The following is a 19,948-nucleotide window of genomic DNA, read 5'->3' as shown; positions in this document are numbered from 1 at the left end:
CATGAAACTGACCGACAAGATCGCCGTGGTAACCGGCGTCGGCCCCGGCCTGGGCCAGGGCATCGCCGTGGCGCTGGCGCGCGCCGGCGCCGACCTGGTGATCTGCGACATCGACCCTGAAGCGCTGGCAGCCGCGCGCGAGGCGGTCCTCGCCGAAGGCCGCCGCTGCCTGTCCGTCGTGTGCGACGTATCGTCGAGCCAGCAAGTGGCCGGCATGTTCGCGCAGGCGCGCGAGACCTTCGGCACCGTGCATGTCCTCGTCAACAACGCCGCGCTGACGCCCAACCGCCCGGTGGACACCGAGCGCCGCAACCGGCTCTATGCGTACCTGCAGACGCCGGTGCCGCGCGACTCGCTCGGCTTCACCAGCGAGATTACCGACGAAGAATGGCTGCGCTACTGGGGCGTGAACGTGCACGGCACCTTCTACTGCACCCGCGAGGCGCTGCGGCTGATGCAGCCGCAGCGCTACGGCCGCATCGTCAATATCGCCTCGATCGCCGGGATCTCGTCGCGCAGCGCGCACAGCCCGCACTACAGCGCCACCAAGGGCGCGGTGGTTGCCTTCACCCGCTCCGTGGCACTGGAAGTGGCGGGCGCCAACATCTACGTCAACGCGATGGCGCCCGGCGGTGTCGCCACGCCCGCCTTCAACGAATACCTGGAAAAGATCGGCGAGGACGGCCGCAACCGGCTCTGGCAAAGCTGTCCGGCGGGCCGCTTCGGCACCGTCGAGGAATACGCCGCCACCGTGCTGCACCTCGCCAGCGACGAGCACTACCTGGTCGGCCAGGTCATCAGCCCCAACGGCGGCTCTGCCATCTGAGCCGGCCCCAGATCCAGATCCAGATCCAGGACAGCCATGCAACACAACCTCTTTCCCCACTACAGGGCGCTGCGCGACACCGGCGCGCTCGGCAGCGAACTCGATCCACTGACCGAATGGGATCCCACGTGGATTGCCAGCTGGGTCGCGCTGGCGCGCGATGCGCAGGCCGAAGGCGTGCTCGACCCCAAGCTGGTCGCGCTGATCCGCCTGAATCTCGACGTCACCGCCACGCACCTGTACAGGCCGGGCGTATCGCGCCACGTGCGCGAGGCCATCCGGCTGGGCGCCACGCGCGCCGAGATCCTGGAAGTCTTCAAGCTGGCCAGCGTAGTCGGCATCCATGCCTGCGCGGTCGGCGTGCCGGCGCTGGCCGAGGAACTGGCGCGCGCGGGCATTCCGGATGAGCCCGCCGTTGCGTCCGTTACGCCAGGCGCGACGCCGGTGTGCGACGCGGTGCGTGCCAACGGCATGTTCAACCCGCTGTGGGAAACGCTGTACCGCTGGGATCCGCAGTACCTGGAGAAATTCCTGGCGATGGGCTTCGGCCTGTGGACAGACAACATCCTGCCGCCGCTGTGGATCGAATTCCTCTGCATCGCCGGCGATGCCGCGATCACCCACATGTACGGCCACGGCACCCAGCGGCATATCGAAGCCGCGCTGCGCCTCGGCGCCACGCGCGCGCAGATCCTGGCGGTGCTGAAGATCGTCAGCCTGCAAGGCATCGAAGCGTGCGAACTCGCGGTGCCGATGCTGGAGCATGCCATGCGGGAAGACGCAGCCTGACCCACCACCGGCTTTTCTCCCCTCTCCCGCTTGCGGGAGAGGGGAGACAACACTCGCAACGCCCAGGAGTACGTAGTGCAACCACTCGCCCCCGCCTCTGCCATTTCCTCGGCGCCACCGCAGGATGCCGGCTCGCTTGCCGCCCTCTACCGCAAGATCACCTGGCGGCTGCTGCCGTTCCTGTTCGCGGCCTATGTGCTGAACACGATCGACCGCATCAACATCTCGTTCGCCAAGCTGCGCATGGCCAGCGACCTGGGCCTCTCGGATGCGGCCTATGGCATCGGCGCGGCGGCCTTCTTCGCCGGGTACATCCTGTTCGAGGTGCCCAGCAACCTTTATATGCAGAAGACCGGCGCGCGCCGGACCATCACGCGCATCCTGCTGCTGTGGGGCCTGGCGACCGTCGCCACCAGCCAGGTCAATTCGCCCGAGGCGCTCTACGCCGCGCGCTTCCTGCTGGGCGTGGCCGAGGCCGGCTTCTTCCCGGGCGTCATCCTGTACCTGACCTACTGGTTCCCCGCGCAGCGCCGCGGACGGATCACGTCGCTGTTCCTGATGTCGGGCGCCTTCGCCGGGATGAACAGCGGTCCGCTGGCGGCAGCGATCATGCTGCACCTGGGCGGTTGGCTGGGGCTGCGCGACTGGCAGGCGCTGTTCGTGGTGGAAGGCCTTCCCGCGATGGTGCTGGGCCTGGTTGCCTGGCACTGCCTCGACGACGACGGCCCCGCGCAGGCAAAGTGGCTCACGCCGGCGGAAAAGGCCATGCTCGCAAGCGACCTCGGCAAGGAGGTCCACGCGCGCCGGCACGGCGGCATCCTGGCGCTGCTCAAGGATCCACGCATCTATGTCATCGGCCTGGCCTTCCTGTCGATCTATGCCTGCACCAATACCATCGCCTACTGGATGCCGACGCTGATCCAGGGCTTCGGCGAGGCGCACGTGGCGCGCATCGGCTGGATCTCCACGCTGCCCTATGTGCTCGGCCTGCTGACGATGTACCTGCTCGCGCGCAGTTCCGACCGCCGGCTGGAACGGCGCTGGCACGTGGCGGGCTGCCTGCTGGTTGCCGCCGCCAGCTTCCTGCTGATGGGCCTCACGCGCGGCGAACTGGCGCCCGCGGTGGCGTGCATGACGGTCGGCGCCGCCGCGTGCCTGGCCGCGCTGCCGGTGTTCTGGACGATTCCGCCGGCATACCTGGGCGGCCGGCAGGCACCCGCCGGCATCGCGCTGATCAGCAGCCTGGGCGGCGTGGCGGCCTTGCTCAGCCCGATCGCGGTAGGCGCGATCAAGACCCGAACCGGCGACCTGTACCTGGCGTTCGACCTGCTTGCCGCGCTGCTGGCGGTGGGTGCCGTGGCGTTGCTGCTGGCGCTGCCGGCACGGTTGCTGGAGCGGGCAGATAGCGCAGAGCGCCGCTGAGCGCCGTCACCGCCGCCACTTCCCCTCGCCGATCAGCGCCTCGGCAAGCCTGGGGATCATCTGCGCCACCTGCCGCGCCGCGGCGGTGAACGGGCGCTGGCTGCTGGTTGCCAGCACCACGCTCTGCCGCATGGCGCGGTCCGCCAAAGGCACGGCGTCATACTCCCCGCTCTCCAACTCGGCCGCCACCGCGTGGTACGGCAGCACGGAAAACGCGGCATGGTCGGACAGGATGCGCTTGATGACCACCGATGAGCTGGCTTCCATGCAGACATCGAGGGCGATGCGGTGCGCGGCCGCAGCCTCTTCCAGCAGGTTGCGGATGGCGTTGGGCGGCACCGGCAGCACCAGCGGCACGCCGCCGAGCTGGCGCAGCAGCATCGACGCCGGCCTGCCGCCCGCACCGCGCCAGTGGGCCTGCAAGGTCTCGCGCCGGCCGACCAGCATCAGCGGCGTATCGAGCAGCCGGCGGTAGCTGTTGCGGCCTTCGGCACGATAGCGGTTCAGCACGGCGAGGTCGATGCTGCCCTGGGTCAGCCGCGTCTCGATCTCGCCGCTGTAGCCTTCCACGATGCGCAGCTTCACCGCGGGCAGCCGCTCCTGCACGGCGCCGTAGAGCCGGCTCGACAGCAGCGGCGCCACCGCCGGCACCAGACCCAGCGTGACCATGCCGCTGACATTGCCGGCGCGGCCGCGCGCCGACTCGACCAGCCGCCTGGCACCGTCCAGCAGCGGCTCGGCATCGGCCAGCACCTGCGCGGCCAGCGTGGTCGGGCGCACGCCGCGCCCCGTGCGGTAGAACAGCGGGCCGCCGAACATCTTCTCCAGTTCCGCGACCTGCCGGCTGATTGCCGACTGCGCCAGGCCAAGCTGCGCCGCCGCGCCCGAGACGCTGCCAGTGCGCGCCACGGCGACGAAGGTGGCCAGCGCCTTGAGCGTCAGGTCGTGCCCCGCATCCGTTTGCATATTCCCTCCTGCTATCTCCTGTGGAGATATCTGCTTTCTTATGGCGGCATTGATCCGAGGATACCGCCTCTCTATCGTTAGAGGCAATCGCACCCGCCCACCAAGCAACCATCAAGCAACCACCAAGGAGACCCCGCCCATGCCCCTTTCCGCCGAACACCATCCGCTGGCGCCGCTCGACGCGGCGGAGAACGACATGCTGGCCCGTGTCCAGGCACTGGTCCGGGACACCATCGGCCCCCGGGCCAATGCAGCGAACCGCAACGACGAGTTCGCCTGGGACACCTTCCGCACGCTGGCGGAAAGCGGCGTCATCGCCACGGCATTTCCCGCCGCGCTCGGCGGCACCGAGGCCTCGATGCTGCTGCGCGTCAGGATCATCGAAGAGATCGCGCGGACGTGCAGCACGGCGGCATCGCTCGTCACCGGCACCGACCTGTCGTCGCGCCCGATCGTCGCGGGCGGTTCCGCGGAGCTTCGCGCACAGACAGTGCCGCTGCTGGCCAGTGGCAGCAAGCAGTCCGCCTTCGCGCTGACCGAGCCCGGCGCGGGATCGGACCTGGCGCGGCTGCGCACCGTCGCCAGCCGGCACCCCGGCGGCTATCGGCTCATAGGTGTAAAGAAGTTCATCACCCGCGCCAACGTGGCCGATATGTTTGTCGTGGTGGCATCGCTGGCCGACGGTCCCGGCGGCAGCAAGGGACTGACGGCGTTCCTGGTGCCGCGCGATGCCGAAGGACTGGGCGTCTCGCCGGTCATTCCCAAGCTCGGCTGGCACGGCGTGCCGATCGCCGAGGTCCGGCTCGACGATGTGTTCGTGCCGGTCTCGCATCGCCTCGGCGAAGAGGGACAGGGCATGGCGCTGGCGCAGGACACGCTGGTGCGCGCTCGCATCGGCCATGCCGCGATCGCGCTGGGGCGGATGAGCGGCGCGCTGCAGATTGCCGCGCAATACGCCGGGCACCGGCAGGTATCGGGCAAGGCGGTGGGCGAGCACCAGGGCATCCAGTGGATGCTGGCCGACATGGCGGCGCGCATCGAAGCCGCGCGCTGCCTGGTCTACAGCTCGGCGCAGCGCTACGACCGCAAGGACCCTGAGACTTCGATCCACGCCTCGATCGCCAAGATGCACAGCACCGACCTGTGCATGCGCGTGGTGGTGGACTGCGCGCAACTGCTGGGCGGCAACGGCTACCTGAATGCGTATCCGATCGAGCGCTTCCTGCGCGACGCCAAGATGAACCAGATCGGCGAAGGCACCAGCGAGGTCCACAAGAACCTGATCGGCCGGCACGTGATGAAGACCGCCTCGGCAATGCCGCAACACCCCTGCCTCGATTTCGAGCCGGACCTGTTCGGAGCACAATGATGGCAAGCACTTCTGACCAGAGCCTCGCCAACGCGCTGTGCCGCCGGCTGGGCATCCGCTACCCGGTGTTCGGGCTGGCGCACAGCATCGAAGTCGCCGCGGCCATTTCCAATGCCGGCGGGCTCGGCGTGTATGCCGCCGCACGCGATGGCCCCAACGAGCTGGCGCAGAAGCTGCGCGACCTGCGCGCGCTGTGCCCGGACGTGCCGGTCGGCGTGGACCTGCTGCTGCCCACCGCGCTGCCGGGCGTCTCCACCCCCGAGGATGTGAGCGCCGCGATTCCTGAAGGACATCGCCGCTTCGTCGACGGCCTGTTCGAGCGCTTCGCCGTGCCGCCGGCCACGGCGGGCAACTTCTTCTCGCAGTACGTGCGCTCGCAGGCCTTGTTCGAGGAACAGGTCGCCGCCGTGGCGCAGAGCGAAGTGGAGGTGTTCGCCGCCGGGGTCGGCACGCCGGCCGACACCATCGCCAGGGTGCGCCGTGCCGGCAAGACCACCATGGCGCTGGTCGGCGCCGTCAAGCATGCGCGCAAGGCCATCGCGGCCGGCGTCGATGTGCTGGTCGCCCAGGGCTACGACGCCGGCGGGCATACCGGCGCGATCGGCACCTTCACGCTGGTGCCGCAGATCATCGCGGCCGCCGAGGGGCGCCCGGTGCTCGCCGCCGGCGGCATCGGCGAGGGCAGCCAGATTGCCGCGGCGCTGGCGATGGGGGCGCAGGGCGCATGGCTCGGCACCGTGTGGCTGGGCAGCGCCGAGCACCGGCTGCCGGCCGCGCTGACCGAGCGGCTGCTGGCCGCGGGCAGCGAAGACACGGTGATCACGCGCGCGCACAGCGGCAAGCCCTGCCGCGTGGTGCGCAGCGCCTTCTCCGACGCATGGGCGGCAGCCGATGCCCCGGCGCCGCTCGACATGCCCTACCAGCAGGCCCTGACCGGCCGCCTGCTGGCAGCGGTGGAAGAGCACGAGATCGCGCCGCTGATGTACGAGGCGGCCGGCCAGAGCGTGGCCTGGGTGAAGGAAGTCGAGCCCGTGGCGCGGATCATGGACCGGCTGGTGCGGCAGACGCGCCAGTCGCTCGAATGCCTGCGCCCTTACCTGCCGGACTGACCGGCAGGCACCAACACCGATACAAGAACGAAGGAGACAGCATGGACCGCCGAGCATTCGGAAGGACCGCGTTCCACACCGCCCTGATGATGGCCGCGCCCGGCCTGTTGCCGGCGCTGGCGCGCGCCGGCACCGGCCCGGGCAACTTCCCCGAGCGGCCGCTGCGCGCCGTCATCCCTTACCCGGCGGGCGGCGTGGTCGACGTCACCCTGCGCGCCGCGCTCGACCGCATGTCGCTCGACCTGCCGCAGCGCGTGGTCGTGGAGAACAAGCCCGGTGCCGATGGCCGCATCGGCATCGAATCCGCCAGCCGCGCGCCGGCGGACGGCTACACGCTGCTCGGCGTCACGCCGGTGCTGGCGGTGGCGCAGACGCTCTACCCCGACTCCGGCATCCGCGTGCAGAATTTCCGCGCCATTGGCGCGGTGGCCGCGGTGCCGTCGGTGTTCGTGGTGCACAACGACGTGCCCGTGAAGACGCTGAAGGAGTTCGCGGCGTGGGCCAGGGCGCGGCCCGGCGCGGTCAACGTGCCGGTGCCGGGCGCCGGCAGCTCGCTGCACCTGGCGCAGGAGCTGTTTTTCGAGGCCACCGGCGTGCGCGTGACCAACGTCGGCTACAAGGGCCAGCCGCCATCGGTGCCGGACCTTGGGCGCGGGCAGCTGCAGTTCGCGCTGGTGTCGCAGAACCTGGTGCTGCCGCTGATCCAGTCGAAACGCGTGCGGCCGCTCGCCGTCAATGCCACACGGCGCACGCGCTCGCTGCCGGAGGTCCCGACCATCGCCGAGGCGGGCTACCCGGACGCGCTGGTGCAGTCCTGGTATGGCCTTGCCGTCCACGCACGCACGGCGCCGGCCATCGTCGACTACCTTGGCGCCGCGCTGCAGGCGGCGATGGGCACCGCCGACGTGCGCAACCGGCTGGCGGCACTGGATGCGGAAATCCTCGCGCTCGACGCCAGGCAGTTCGACCAGCTGCTGCAGGCCGAGGCAACGCGCTGGGCAACGCTGATCAAGGCGCGCGACATCAAGGTGGACGCATGAACCAGAGCTCGCTTGCAAACGGCAACGGCAAGGCCGGCGGCCCGCTCGCCGGCCTGCGCATCCTCGACATGGCCACGGTGCTGGCCGCGCCGCTCGCCTGCACACTGTGCGCGGACATGGGCGCCGACGTGGTCAAGCTCGAGCTGCCCGACGGCAGCGATCCGCTGCGCGGCCTGGCCCCGGTCAAGGACGGCCTGCCGCTGTACTGGAAGGTGGCCAATCGCGGCAAGCGCGGCATTTCGCTCGACGTGCGGCAGCCGCAGGGGCGCGCGCTGTTCCTCAGGCTGCTGCCCGAATTCGACGTGCTGGTCGAGAACTTCCGCACGGGCACGCTCGACCGCTGGGGCCTCGACGCCGCGACCTTGCGCGAAGCGAACCCGCGCCTGATCATCCTGCGCCTGACCGGCTTCGGCCAGACCGGCCCGTATGCGTCGCGCGCCGGCTTCGCGCGCGTGTTCGAGGCGATGAGCGGCTTCACCAACCTTGCCGGCGAGCCGGGCGGTCCCCCGCTGCACATGAACTATCCCGCCGGCGACGTGGTGGCGGGCCTGTTCGGCGCATTCGCCATCGCCACGGCCGCAGCCGAGCGTCGGCGCGATCCCGCGGCGCCCGGCAGGGATATCGACCTGTCCGCCACCGAGGCGCTGTTCCGCCTGCTGGAGCCGCTTGCGGTGGAGTACGAACAGCTCGGCCAGGTGCGCCAGCGCGCGGGCAACCGCGCCACGTACACCGCGCCGTCCAACATGTATGCAACGGCCGATGGCCATTGGGTGTCGATGGTGGCGTCGTCCAACCCGATCTTCCGGCGCCTGTGCGCGGCGATCGGCCGGCCGGAACTGGCGGACGACCCGCGCTACGCCACCAACCCGGCGCGCGTGCGGCACCTCGACCCGCTGGATGAGGCGATCGGTGCCTGGTTCGCGGCGCACGACTACCCCGCCGTCGCCGCGGCGCTGGAAGCGCAGCAGATCCCGTTCAGCAAGATCTTCACCATCCAGGACATCCTGGAGGACCCGCACTTCCGCGCGCGCGAGGCGATCGTGCGCCTGCCCGATCCGGACCTGGGCTCGGTTCCCGCGCCCTGCCACGTGCCGCGCTTTTCCGGCTACGAGCCTGGCGTGCCCCGAACCGGGCCTTCAGTCGGCGAGCACAATGAAGAGATCTATGCCGGGCTCGGCCTGACCCGGCAGGACATGCAGGCGTTGCGGGCAGAGGGGGTGATCTGAGCGCTTACCGCTGGCGGCGGCCCTTGCGCCCGCCGGCCGCCGCAGCGGCCTCGCCCTGTTGCACCAGCCACTCGACGAACGCGCGCAGGTGCAGCGGCTTGTCGGCATCGCGCGGCACCAGTGCGTGGTAGGTATTGCCCGGTGCGCGGACCTCGGCGAACGGCGCGGCAATGCGCCCGCCGTCCAGGTCCGCTGCCAGCGTCGGGAAGGTGCCGATGGCAAGGCCCAGGCTGTCCACCACCGCCTGCAGCGTGACGAAGAAGTGGTCGAAGCGCAGCGTGCGCACCGGCCGCAGCGAGGCATGGCCGGCCTGCTGCAGCCACGATTCCCAGCTGCCGGGCCGGGTCTCGGTGTACAGCAGCACGCCGTCGGCAAGGTCTTCGACATCGCGCACCGGCGCCTGCGCCAGCAACGCGGGGCTGGCGATCACGGTCTGGTATTCGGCGAAGATCGGCACCGACTCGAACTGCTCGCCGCGCTCCAGCGTGCGCCGGATGGCGAGGTCGAAGGTGCCGTTGAAGCCGGCCTCGTTGCTGAAGGCGGTCGAGACCCGCACGTCGACTTCCGGCTGCTGCTTGCGGAAATCGTCGAGCCGCGGGATCAGCCAGCGCATGGCAAAGGTGGCGGGCGCATTCACGCGCACCACCTTGCGCGTGGCGATGCGCCCGTAGCGCTCCGACGCCGCGCTGAGATGGTCAAAGGCAGTGCTGACCTCGCGCCCGAAGGCCTGCGCATGCACGGTAGGCACCATGCGCTGCCCCTGCCGGATAAACAGCGGCTGCCCCAGCCATTGCTCCAGGATCTCGATCTGGCGGCTGACCGCGCCATGCGTCAGGTGCAGCTCGCGCGCCGCGGCGGAAAAGCTGCCGGCGCGGGCGGCAACCTCGAAAATGCGCAGCGCGTTGAGCGGAGGTAGCTTATGCGGCACTGTGATATTTCCTGACAGATTGTGGGAAATAAACTCGTTTGTGTGAGTTTATTGGAAACCTTAGCATGGGTCTCAACGAAAAGCGCCGCGCCGCCCCGTCCGGCAGCGGCTTACTGATTCCCTCTTATGAGACCCGCCATGCACGCCCACATCGAAGTCAACGGACACCGCTACCAGCTTCCCGCCCGCCCCACCGTGATCGTCTGCATCGACGGCTGCGAGCAGGAGTACATCAACCTCGCCGTGCAGGCCGGCGTCGCGCCCTTCTTTGCGAGCCTGGCGCAGCGCGGCACGGTGCTGACCGGCGACTGTGTGGTGCCGTCATTCACCAACCCCAACAACCTGTCGATCGTGACCGGCGTGCCGCCGTCGGTGCACGGCATCTGCGGCAACTTCTTCTACGACACCGAAGCCGGCGAAGAGGTGCTGATGAACGACGCGCGCTACCTGCGCGCGCCCACGGTGCTGGCCGCCGCGGCAAAGGCCGGCGCCAGGGTCGCCGTGGTGACGGCCAAGGACAAGCTGCGCGCGCTGCTCGGCCACGGCCTGCAGGGCATCTGCTTCTCCGCGGAGAAGGCCGACCAGGCGAGCGTCGAAGAAAACGGCATCGACAACGTGCTGGCCCGCGTCGGCATGCCGCTGCCGTCGGTCTACAGCGCGGACCTGTCCGAGTTCGTGTTCGCCGCCGGCGTGGCGCTGCTCGAAACCGAGCGGCCGGACCTGATGTACCTGTCCACCACCGACTACATCCAGCACAAGCACGCGCCCGGCACGGCCGGTGCCAATGCGTTCTACGCGATGATGGACCGCTACCTGCAGCGGCTCGACGCGCTGGGCGCGGTCATCGGCGTGACCGCCGACCATGGCATGAACGCCAAGACCGATTCGCTCGGCAAGGCCAACATCCTGTACCTGCAGCAGCGGCTGGACGAGCGCTTCGGCACGGCGGCCACGCGCGTGCTGCTGCCGATCACCGACCCGTACGTGGCGCACCATGGCGCGCTGGGGTCGTATGCCACCGTGTACCTGCCGGCCGGCACCGCCCCGCGCGCGGTGCACGACGCGATCGCGGCGCTGCCGGGCATCGAGCTGGTGCTCGACAAGCGCGCCGCCTGCGAGCGCTTCGAGCTGCCGGCCGACCGCATCGGCGACCTGGTGGTGGTCAGCGAGCGCCTGACCGTGATCGGCACCACGCCGGCACGCCATGACCTGAGCGGGCTCGACGTGCCGCTGCGCTCGCACGGCGGGCTGTCCGAGCAGAAGGTGCCGCTGCTGTTCAACCGCAGGGTGAGCGCGCCGGCCGGCCAGCGGCTGCGCAATTTCGACATCCTGAGGCTGGCGCTGAATTGCGCGGACTGATCCACGCCGCCTGATCTACGCCGACTGAACCGAGCCCACTGAAACCCGCCGGCAGAGCGAGGCGCCATGCAGATCCTGCTTTCCCTGATGTCCGGCGTCGCCCTGCTGATCTGGGGCACGCATGTCACGCGCCACGGCATGCTGGAGCTGCTGGGGCCACGCTTGCGGCTGGTGCTGGCGGCGGGCACGGCCAGCCCGGCGCGCGGCTTCGTGGCCGGGCTGGGCGTGACCGCGCTGATCCAGAGCAGCAGCGCCACGGCGCTGATGACCAGCGCCTTCGTCGCCGAGGGCCTGGTGTCGCTGTCGGCGGCGCTGCCGATCGTGCTCGGCGCCGATGTCGGCACCAGCATGATGGCGCGCCTGCTGTCGGTCGATATCTCGTGGCTGTCGCCGCTGCTGCTGGTGACCGGCATCGCCATGCGGCTGTCCAGCCAGGGCAGCCTGCGCGGGCGCGCGGGCGAAGTCGTGGTGGGACTCGGGCTGATCACGCTGGCCCTGCAGCTGATCCGCCTCTATGCCGCGCCGTTGCTGCATGCCGACCTGGTGCGCGCCATCTTTGCGTCGCTGGGCCAGGACGCGCTGCTCGCGGTCGTGATCGGCGCCATGCTGGCCCTGCTGGCGTACTCCAGCCTGGCCGCGGTGCTGCTGACCGCAACGCTGGCCATGGGCGGCGTCATCGCGCCGCAGACCGCCCTGCCCCTGGTGCTTGGCGCCAATCTCGGCAGCGGCCTGATTGCCTGCCTGGCCAATTCCGCCAGCGCGCCCGCGGCCAGGCGCGTATCGCTGGCGAACCTGCTCTTCCGCATCACGGGGGTGCTGGTCTTCCTGCCGCTGCTGGAGGCCGTGCCGCCGCTGCTCGCGGGCCTCGGCAGCAGCGCCGCCACCATGGCCATCGACTTCCACATGGCCTTCAACCTGACGCTGGCCGCGACGCTGATCTGGTTCGTCAGGCCGGTGGCGTCGCTGTGCACGCGCTGGCTGCCCGATACGCACCGCGAGGCCGAAGCGCGCGGCGCGCGCTACCTGAGCCAGGGCGACCTGCGGCATCCGTCGGTGGCACTGGGCAATGCCACCCGCGAAGTCGTGCGCATCGGCGACGTCATCGAGGACATGCTCGCCGGCATGAAGCTGGCGATCGCCGCCAACGACCGTGCCGCGAACGCGCGCTGCTGCGCGCTGGACGACCGCATCGACGAACTCTATTCGTCGGTCAAGATGTACCTGACCGGCGTCGATGCCGGCCAGCTCGGCGCGGAGGATGCCGCGCGCTGGGACGAGATCATGCTGCTCAATATCAACCTGGAATATGCCGGCGATATCGCGGAGCGGACCCTGGTCGACCTCGACCAGCGCAAGCTGCGCCGCAACTACTGCTTCTCGGACGAGGGCAGCGCCGAGCTGCTCGAGCTGTGCGACATGCTGGCGGCCAACCTGCGCACCCGGATGTCGCTGTTCGTCGCCGGCGACCGCGCCGCCCACGCGCTGCTCAACGACTGCGCCGCGCACTTCCAGGCACGCGCCGAACGCTTTACCGCCCGCCACCTGGCCCGCGTGTCGCAGCGGCGCACGGCCAGCGTGGAAACCAGCGCGCTGCACCTCGATACGCTGCGCGAGCTGTCGCAGATGAATGCGCTGCTGTGCGCCGCGCCGGCGGGCATGCCGGACCTGCTGCGCGGCGCGATGCACGAAGCAGTCCCAGCGCTGGCCGCCGGCAGTCCCGGCGCGGCGTGAACCCACAACGACAACAAGACGAACGTCTACACAGGAGACAGACATGCAAATCACCCAGCGCAAGCCGCAACCGTCCCGGCGCATCCGCGCAACCCTGGCAATCTTCGGCGTGGCCGCGACGGCGTGCTGCGCTGCCTACGCGCAGGGCGGCTATCCCGCGCGGCCGGTCAGCCTGGTGGTCGGCTTCGCCGCCGGCGGCTCGACCGACAAACTGGCGCGCTTGCTGGCCAAGGAAATGCAGGATGCGCTCGGCCAGCAAGTGGTAGTGGAGAACCGCCCGGGCGCGGCAGGCAACATCGCCGCGCAGTACGTCGCCCAAGCGGCGCCGGATGGCTATACCCTGTTCATGGCGACCCTGAGCAGCCAGGCCATCAATCCCTGGATCTACCAGAAGCTGGCATTCGACCCGATCAAGAGCTTCGAGCCGGTGGCGCTGGTCGCGCGCTACCCCCTGGTCGTGGCGGTCAATCCGTCGCTGCCGGCGCAGACCTCCGCCGAACTGCTGGCCTACATGCGCGCCAATCCCGGCAAGGTGTTCTTCTCGTCGGCGGGCTCCGGCTCGCCCGGCCACCTCAGCGGCGAGCTGGTCAAGTCGATGGCCAGGGTCGACCTGACCCATGTCGCCTACAAGGGCGGCGGCCCGGCGATGCTTGCCGCGATGGGCGGCGAGGTCACCATGACGATCGAGACCATCCCCGCCATGATCCCGCACGTGAAGTCCGGCAAACTCAAGGGCCTTGCCGTGACATCGGGCCAGCGCTCGCCGGCGTTGCCGCAGCTGCCGACCCTGTCCGAGTCGGGGCTTGCGGGATTCGAGGTCACGTCATGGGCCGGCATCGCGGCACCGGCGAAGACGCCGCCGGACGTGCTGGAGACACTGCAGGCCGCAGTGGGCAAGGCGCTCGCCCAACCCAAGCTCAAGTCCGCGATGGAGGCCGACGGCGCCTTGCCCAGCTACCTGCCTGGCAAGCAGTTCCAGGACTTCACCGCGGCAGAACTCAAGCGCTGGGGCGAGGTGGTGCGCAGCGCCAATGTGAAGGCGGAATAGGGAATAGTGTTGCAGCGCGGGGCGGGGCTGGCACACCCCGCCCCGTTACGCGGCACGCTGCGGCCGGCATCGAACGCCTGGCGACCGGCGCATTCTTATCGTGCTTGCACTGGTTGCTCCAGCATCGCCGGGTTCTCCAGCGTCGAGGAAGTCCGCGGAGTGTAGCGCTGCACTGCGTTGATGCTCCGGCCCTCTCCCCCGGCCCCTCTCCCGCAAGCGGGAGAGGGGAGCAGAAAAAATCGGGCGACGCATTTCTTGCGTGAGTTACCAGGGCAGCGAATAGGTCTTGGTATTGCAGAAGCTCTTCATCGCCTCCAGCACGCCCTCCTTGTAGCCCAGCCCGGAGTCCTTGATGCCGCCGAAGGGCGTCAGCTCCAGCCGGTATCCCGGCACTTCGCGCACATTGACGCTGCCGACCTTCAGTTCGCGCACGAAGCGCGTGATGTGGTCGAGCCGGTTGGTGCAGACCGACGACGACAGGCCGTAGGCCGTGCCGTTGGAAATGCGGATCGCGTCATCGATGTCCCTGAAGCGGATCACCGGCGACACCGGACCAAAGGTTTCATGCTTCACCACCGTCATCTCCGGATCGACATGGTCAAGCACCGTCGGCGAGTACAGCGCGCCGCGGCGGATATTGCCGTAGCGCAGCGTGGCACCGGCGGCAATGGCGTCGTTCACCACCTTCTCGAACTGGATCGCCGCGGCCTCGTCGATCACGGTGCCCATGTCGACCCTGGGATCCATCGGGTCGCCATAGTTGACGGCTTCGGTCTTCTGCACCAGCAGCTCGACAAAGCGGTCGGCAACGGCTTCATGCACCAGCATGCGCTTGATCGCCGTGCAGCGTTGCCCGGAGTTCTTGTACGAGCCGCTGGCGGCCAGCGACGCGGCCTCTTCCAGGTCGGCGTCTTCCATCACGATGATGGGGTCGTTGCCGCCCAGCTCCAGCACCTGGCGCTTGTAGGCGGCCGTCGCCGCGATGTACTTGCCGATCGGCACGCCGCCGGTGAAGGTCACCAGGTCGACGTCGGGGTGCGTCAGCATCTCGTCGGCGATCTCGCGCGGGTCGCCCGTGACGACGGACAGCATCTGCGGCGGCAGCCCGGCCTCGTACAGGATATCGGCCAGCATGAAGGCCGCCAGCGGCGTCTTCTCGCTGGGCTTGAGCACCATGCGGTTGTTGGTGGCCACCGCCGGCGCGACCTTGTGGATGACCTGGTTGAGCGGATGATTGAACGGCGTGATCGCGGTGATCACGCCCAGCAGCGGCTCGCGCAGCGTATAGACCTTGCGGCTCTTGCCGTGGTGCGTCAGGTCGCACGAGAACACCTGGCCGTCGTCGACCAGCGCCTGGTTGGCGGCGAACAGCAGCACGTCGGAGGCACGGCCCACTTCGTACAGCGAATCCTTGCGGCACAGCCCGGATTCCAGCGTGATGGTGCGCGAGATCTCGTCCAGCCGCGAGGCGATGATCTCGCCCGCGCGCATCAGGATCCTGTAGCGCTCGTAGCGCGTCAGCGCGGGCTGGTAGTCGCGCGCGATGCGGTAGGCGCGGCGCACGTCGTCGAGCGTGGCCCTGGGCACGGTGGCGATGACTTCACCCGTGTACGGGTAGGTCACCTCGATCACGTCTTCGCGGTAGATCTTTTCGCCGGCGATGCGCAGCGCTTCATGGCGGATCTGGGGGATGGCTTGCAGTGCGTTCATGATGTGCGGAGGATGTCTTCGGGATGGGGGAATACGGGACGCAGGAGCCGGCGCGGTGCCGGCCCCTGCGTTCAGCGGCGGATAAACGCCGCGATGATGGCGCTGATCATGCAGCTGGTCGCCACGATCGGGAACACCAGCGAGGTATTGCCCGACTGGTCCAGGATGCGCCCGATCAGCGGCTCGCCCAGGCCGGCGAGGAGGTAAGAGAAGAAGTTCAGGATGCCGGTCGCGGTCCCTGCGCGCCTGGCGCCGACCAGGTCCGGGCACAGCGCCCAGAACGACGAGGCGGGTCCATAGACGAAGAAGCCGGCCAGGAACAGCGCGATGATCGCGCCCATGCCCGTCGGCAGCTGGTACATGACCATCGACGCGATCGCGCCCAGCACCATGTAGAGCATGATGGCCTTGCTGCGGCTGGAGCCGAACAGCCGGTCGGAAATCCAGCCGTTGGACAGCGCGCCGAAGGCCATGCCCACCGGCAACGCCACCGAGATCCATGCCGGGTCGATCAGGGTCTCGGCGCTCTTCCAGTTCTTGCCCAGGAAGTGCACCGGCACCCAGACGATCAGGCCATAGCGCGCGGCATTCTGGAAACCGATCGACAGGCCTGCGATCAGCAGGCGCGGGTTGCGCAGCACGGCCTTGTAGCGCGACCACGAGCTTTCGTCGGCATCGGTCTCCACCGGCGCGGGCCGGCCGGCATCCTCGGCCCTGGCCGCGCCGGTATCCGGCGACTTGTAGCCCAGGTCTTCCGGACGCTCGCGCACGATCAGGTAGAAGGTGATGCCGCCCAGCAGCATCAGCAGCACCGGCAGCCGGAAGATCCAGCGCCAGTCCAGGTGCAGGATATTGACCACCACGATCGACGTGACGAACGACAGCACCGACGCGCAGCCCGCGGCGAACACATAGAAGCCGTAGACCTTGCCGCGCTCGCCGGCGCCCCACCAGTTCGACAGCAGCCGGCTGCCCGGCGCCCAGCCGAGCGCCTGGAAATAGCCGTTGATGCCCCAGGGAATCGCCAGGCTCTTGAAGCCGACGGCAAAGCTCACCACCCAGTTGGCCGCGCACGACAGGATCGCGCCTGCCGTCATCACGCGGCGCCCGCCGAACTTGTCGCCGAGGTTGCCGTTGATGGCCTGCCCGATCGCGTAGCACCACAACAGGCAGGTGGAGGCCCAGCCCAGCGCTTCCTTGGAAAAACCGAATTCCTGCTGGATGCCGGGGATGGCAAAGCCGAAGGTCTGGCGCCCGGTGTAGAAGAAGAAGTAGCAGAACATCGCGGCCAGCAGCATGCGCCACTGCGCGCGCCGGAACGATTGCGCAGCCGGGGCGACGAACGCCCCCACCTGGATGCGATCGGCAGTTTCCATTTTTGTCTCCTGTTGTATTGTCGGCCCGTATGGCGGGCTCTGGGGGGGGGGGCGGGGTTACATTGGCCGTGGCTTGGCCGTGGCGGGCGCGCCGCTAGGCCGGCACGGCGCCGATGAAATTCCTGCCGCGCGCGCCGTCCAGCGCACGCGCGATCATGGCGCCGGCCTCTTCGTCCGAAACGCCGTAGTCGGCAAACTCGGTCTTCACGCCCAGCCCTTGCAGGAAGGCGCGCAGCCGCTGCTGGCCGGCTTGCAGCGACGGGCCGAACAGCCGCTGCAGCGTGCGGTCGCGGTCGGGGCGGCGCGCCCACGCCTTCTCCAGCACCAGCGGCAGCGTGAACGAACAGGCGATGCCGTGCGGCAGGCCGTGGCGCAGCGTCATTTCGTACGAGATCGAATGGGCCAGCGCGGTCTTGGTGTTCGAGAACGCCAGGCCAGCCTTGAGCGCGGCCAGCGCCATGCGCTCGCGCAGCGCGATGTCCGCGGGGTTGCGCACCAGCGCCGGCAGGGTCTCGAAGATGTCTTCCACCGCCGACACCGCGTAGGTGTCGGAAATCGGGTTGGCGTTGACGTTCCACACCGATTCCAGCGCGTGCGAGAGCGCGTCGAGGCCGGTGGAGACCGTGGTGCCCAGCGGCACCGACACCATCAGCCCAGGGTCGACGATGGCCGCTTCCGGCCAGGTGGCGTCCAGGTGCAGCGAATATTTCTTCTGGCTGGCCGCGTCCCAGATGGTGGCCCACGGCGTCACTTCGCTGCCGGTGCCCGCGGTGGTCGGCACCGCGATCAGCGGCTTGACGTGCGCCGGCACGAATGGCTTGCCGGTGGCGAGCAGGCTGACCAGCGAATCGAAGCGGCCACCGCCTGTTGTCCCGGCCGTGCCGACCATCAGCGCCTTGGCCGTATCGATGGCGCTGCCGCCGCCGACCGCGACGATCGCATCGCAGGCGTCGGGCTGTTCCCAGAAGCGGTTGTAGAGGCCCGACAGCTGCGCCACGTCGGGATTGGGCTGCACGTCCTCGATCACCGCAACGAGGTCGGCGCCGAGCAGTGCCTCGAGCCTGGCGACCAGCCCCAGCGCGCGCGCTTCGGGGAAGGTCACCACCACGGCGCGCCGGCCGTGCAGCAAGGCGGGCAGCCGGTCAAGGCTGCCCAGCCCGCAGTGGATCGAGACGGGGTTGTAGTACGCATGGATCATCGGGTCTCCTCACTTTTCTTTGTGGCCGGGCGGAGGCGGCATGCGCCGCGCCCTGCGTTGACCGAAGTGTGGGAGACCGCAAGGGGCCGGTCCAATCGCATCTTTGACGGGCCGATGCGGAAAAACCGATGGATCGCGCGGCCTCGGGGGAAACCCCGCGTGGGCGCCACCGTGTGACTGTGGGAGACTCTTGGCGCCGCGGCACCGGCCCGCGGACAGTCCTGGCCAGACCACTACGACCCCACATGTTCCACCAGTACTACAAGGCGATCCGCTGCTTCCACGCGGTGGCGCGCACCGGCGGCTTCACCGCCGCGGCGCAGTACCTGCATATCGGGCAGCCCACCGTGACCGACCAGGTCAAGGCGCTGGAGATGCGCTTCGGCGTGGAGCTGTTCCTGCGCGCCGGCCGCACCGTGCGCCTGACCGACACCGGCGCGCGCCTCTACGCCATCACGCAGGGACTGTTCGGGCAGGAAGAGGAAGCGATGCAGTTTCTGCACAGCGCGCACAAGCTCAAGACCGGGCTGGTGCGCGTGGGCGCGGTCTCGCCGCCGATCGCGCTGGGGCTGGCGCATGCCTTCCGCGAAGCGCATCCCTCGCTGGAACTGACCGTCACCATCGGTTCGGAAGAGTCGGTGCTGCGGGGCCTGCAGGACTTCGACATCGACCTCGGCATCGTGGCCGAACCCGATCCCGTGCCGGGGCTGCACATCGTGCCCTACCGCAGCGAACGCATCGTCGCGGTGGTGCCGCGCGGCCACCGGCTGGCGGCGCGCAATGCCATCGCCCTGCAGGACCTTGCCGGTGAGCCGGTGATCCTGCGCGAGCCGGGTTCGAAGACGCGCGACCGCGTGGAACGCGCCTGCGCGCAGCATGGCGTGGCCTTGCACTGCACGATGGAGATCAACAGCCGCGAGGCCACGCTGCATGCGGTGGCCAGCGGCATGGGCATCAGCTTCGTCACGCAGATCGAATGCATCCCGCTGCCGGGACTGCAGGAAGTGCCGGTCGACGACGCGCTGCTGTCGATCGACTACGCGCTGTGCTGCCTGGACGTGCGCAAGGACCGGCCGCTGATCGCCGCGCTGCTGGGCGTGGCGCTGGCGCCGCCTCGCTGAAATCCGCTCCCTTGCCCGGAGCTTGTTGCGGCCAGGCATCAACGCGGCCGTGTAGGAGTAATGCCGGCGCCGCATCAGCGCGCGACCGACAGCGCAACATGGCCCCGCTGCCTAGACTGAGTGCTACCGCTGCATCCCGCCCCGGTGTCGATGCGCGGTACCAGCCGCGCCGGGACCCTCCACTGCCGGCGCCTCCGACAACAACTCTGGAGGTTTTCCATGGATCCGAAACAGCCCGCTCGCCTTCCCAAGATCGTCGGCGCGATTGCCGCCGGCCTGGCAGGCCTCAGCTGTGCCACCGTTTTCGCCCAGACCACGGCCGCACCCGCGGCACCGGCGGCCGGCGCGCAAGGCGTGCCGCCCGGCATGACCCAGATCGAGCCGCCCAAGGACCCGCTGGTCGAGCGCCGCGAGGCACGCAAGCGCGCCTCCGACGAATACAAGGCGAAGAAGAAGGCCGCCAAGGGCGAGTACAAGGAAGAAGTTGGTGAGGCCAAGCAGGAGCGCAAGGTCGAGAACAAGGCCGCGGACTCGACGGCCCGCCAGGAAATGGCCGCGCCCAAGCAGTAGCGCAGTCACGCAAGCTGCAAACGAGATCGATGGCCGGCGCAAGCCGGCCATCTTCTTCTGCTGCCGCAACGCGTTCCCTCCTTCCTTGTCCACCTCCGCGCTTCCCCTAGCCTGCGCACTGCCGCCCGCTTGCAAGTCGCCATTTCGCGCCTAGACTCCA

General features: G+C 69.2%; 17 protein-coding genes. 12 read left to right on the top strand and 5 right to left on the bottom strand.

The annotated features are described in order from the left end of the window. Window position 1: 1 nt before the first annotated feature. The 3 genes from JTE92_RS15545 (at window position 2) to JTE92_RS15535 (ending at window position 3,037) form a co-directional block, all read left to right on the top strand. The gene (locus JTE92_RS15545; RefSeq protein WP_063236996.1) at window positions 2–826 is read left to right on the top strand and encodes an SDR family NAD(P)-dependent oxidoreductase; all 825 of its coding nucleotides are present in this window, start codon (window positions 2–4) and stop codon (window positions 824–826) included. A 36-nt stretch (window positions 827–862) separates the two neighbouring features. Further along, window positions 863–1,615 carry a carboxymuconolactone decarboxylase family protein gene (locus tag JTE92_RS15540; RefSeq protein ID WP_063236995.1) on the top strand — a complete coding sequence of 251 codons (753 nt, stop codon included), beginning with the start codon at window positions 863–865 and terminating at the stop codon, window positions 1,613–1,615. A gap of 75 nt (window positions 1,616–1,690) precedes the next feature. Beyond that, window positions 1,691–3,037: an MFS transporter gene (locus JTE92_RS15535; protein ID WP_063236994.1), complete on the top strand. Its 1,347-nt coding sequence runs from the start codon at window positions 1,691–1,693 to the stop codon at window positions 3,035–3,037. A 6-nt stretch (window positions 3,038–3,043) separates the two neighbouring features. Here JTE92_RS15535 and JTE92_RS15530 read toward each other — a convergent pair whose 3' ends face one another. After that, entirely contained in the window at window positions 3,044–4,003 is a 960-nt protein-coding gene (locus JTE92_RS15530) for a LysR family transcriptional regulator (protein WP_063236993.1), read from the bottom strand. 139 nt (window positions 4,004–4,142) lie between these two features. Between JTE92_RS15530 and JTE92_RS15525 the strand changes: the two genes are divergently transcribed. From JTE92_RS15525 to JTE92_RS15510, 4 genes are read left to right on the top strand one after another with little or no spacing between them, the layout of a single operon-like run. Beyond that, the gene (locus JTE92_RS15525) at window positions 4,143–5,372 is read left to right on the top strand and encodes an acyl-CoA dehydrogenase family protein (protein WP_063236992.1); all 1,230 of its coding nucleotides are present in this window, start codon (window positions 4,143–4,145) and stop codon (window positions 5,370–5,372) included. After that, entirely contained in the window at window positions 5,372–6,481 is a 1,110-nt protein-coding gene (locus JTE92_RS15520; protein ID WP_063236991.1) for an NAD(P)H-dependent flavin oxidoreductase, read from the top strand. Before JTE92_RS15525 ends, JTE92_RS15520 begins: the two co-directional genes overlap by 1 nt. A 41-nt stretch (window positions 6,482–6,522) precedes the next feature. Then, window positions 6,523–7,521 carry a Bug family tripartite tricarboxylate transporter substrate binding protein gene (locus JTE92_RS15515; protein ID WP_063236990.1) on the top strand — a complete coding sequence of 333 codons (999 nt, stop codon included), beginning with the start codon at window positions 6,523–6,525 and terminating at the stop codon, window positions 7,519–7,521. Further along, on the top strand, window positions 7,518–8,747 hold the full coding sequence (locus tag JTE92_RS15510; protein ID WP_063236989.1) for a CaiB/BaiF CoA transferase family protein: 1,230 nt from the start codon (window positions 7,518–7,520) through the stop codon (window positions 8,745–8,747). The genes JTE92_RS15515 and JTE92_RS15510 overlap by 4 nt, the downstream gene beginning before the upstream one ends. Window positions 8,748–8,751: 4 nt before the next feature. On the opposite strand, the gene JTE92_RS15505 is transcribed toward JTE92_RS15510, so the two are convergent. Further along, the gene (locus JTE92_RS15505; RefSeq protein ID WP_063236988.1) at window positions 8,752–9,675 is read right to left on the bottom strand and encodes a LysR substrate-binding domain-containing protein; all 924 of its coding nucleotides are present in this window, start codon (window positions 9,673–9,675) and stop codon (window positions 8,752–8,754) included. 138 nt (window positions 9,676–9,813) lie between these two features. On the opposite strand from JTE92_RS15505, the gene phnA reads away from it, so the two are divergent. The 3 genes from phnA to JTE92_RS15490 all read left to right on the top strand — a co-directional run bounded on the left by phnA (window position 9,814) and on the right by JTE92_RS15490 (window position 13,813). Beyond that, the gene (gene phnA, locus JTE92_RS15500; RefSeq protein ID WP_063236987.1) at window positions 9,814–11,034 is read left to right on the top strand and encodes a phosphonoacetate hydrolase; all 1,221 of its coding nucleotides are present in this window, start codon (window positions 9,814–9,816) and stop codon (window positions 11,032–11,034) included. Between the two features lie 66 nt (window positions 11,035–11,100). Beyond that, window positions 11,101–12,765 (top strand): Na/Pi cotransporter family protein, encoded by a 1,665-nt coding sequence (locus JTE92_RS15495; protein ID WP_063236986.1) that lies wholly within the window; start codon window positions 11,101–11,103, stop codon window positions 12,763–12,765. Between the two features lie 43 nt (window positions 12,766–12,808). Beyond that, the gene (locus JTE92_RS15490) at window positions 12,809–13,813 is read left to right on the top strand and encodes a Bug family tripartite tricarboxylate transporter substrate binding protein (RefSeq protein ID WP_063236985.1); all 1,005 of its coding nucleotides are present in this window, start codon (window positions 12,809–12,811) and stop codon (window positions 13,811–13,813) included. A 264-nt stretch (window positions 13,814–14,077) separates the two neighbouring features. Here the strand turns inward: JTE92_RS15490 and phnY are convergent, their stop codons facing one another. From phnY to psrA, 3 genes are all read right to left on the bottom strand, one after another. Continuing rightward, the gene (phnY, locus tag JTE92_RS15485; protein WP_063236984.1) at window positions 14,078–15,523 is read right to left on the bottom strand and encodes a phosphonoacetaldehyde dehydrogenase; all 1,446 of its coding nucleotides are present in this window, start codon (window positions 15,521–15,523) and stop codon (window positions 14,078–14,080) included. Window positions 15,524–15,594: 71 nt separating this feature from the next. Beyond that, window positions 15,595–16,899: an MFS transporter gene (locus JTE92_RS15480; RefSeq protein WP_063236983.1), complete on the bottom strand. Its 1,305-nt coding sequence runs from the start codon at window positions 16,897–16,899 to the stop codon at window positions 15,595–15,597. A gap of 94 nt (window positions 16,900–16,993) precedes the next feature. After that, window positions 16,994–18,097: an iron-containing alcohol dehydrogenase PsrA gene (psrA, locus tag JTE92_RS15475; protein WP_063236957.1), complete on the bottom strand. Its 1,104-nt coding sequence runs from the start codon at window positions 18,095–18,097 to the stop codon at window positions 16,994–16,996. Window positions 18,098–18,342: 245 nt separating this feature from the next. On the opposite strand from psrA, the gene JTE92_RS15470 reads away from it, so the two are divergent. Both JTE92_RS15470 and JTE92_RS15465 read left to right on the top strand, forming a co-directional pair. Further along, window positions 18,343–19,218, top strand: coding sequence for a LysR substrate-binding domain-containing protein (locus tag JTE92_RS15470; RefSeq protein ID WP_063236956.1), 876 nt, complete (start codon window positions 18,343–18,345; stop codon window positions 19,216–19,218). 219 nt (window positions 19,219–19,437) lie between these two features. Beyond that, window positions 19,438–19,788, top strand: coding sequence for a hypothetical protein (locus JTE92_RS15465; protein WP_063236955.1), 351 nt, complete (start codon window positions 19,438–19,440; stop codon window positions 19,786–19,788). Window positions 19,789–19,948 lie beyond the last annotated feature (160 nt).

It is taken from the genome of Cupriavidus oxalaticus, from assembly GCF_016894385.1.
GTDB lineage: Bacteria > Pseudomonadota > Gammaproteobacteria > Burkholderiales > Burkholderiaceae > Cupriavidus > Cupriavidus oxalaticus.
The sequence above is the reverse complement of the archived record's forward strand: the minus strand, read 5'-3'. Positions and strand labels throughout refer to the sequence as shown.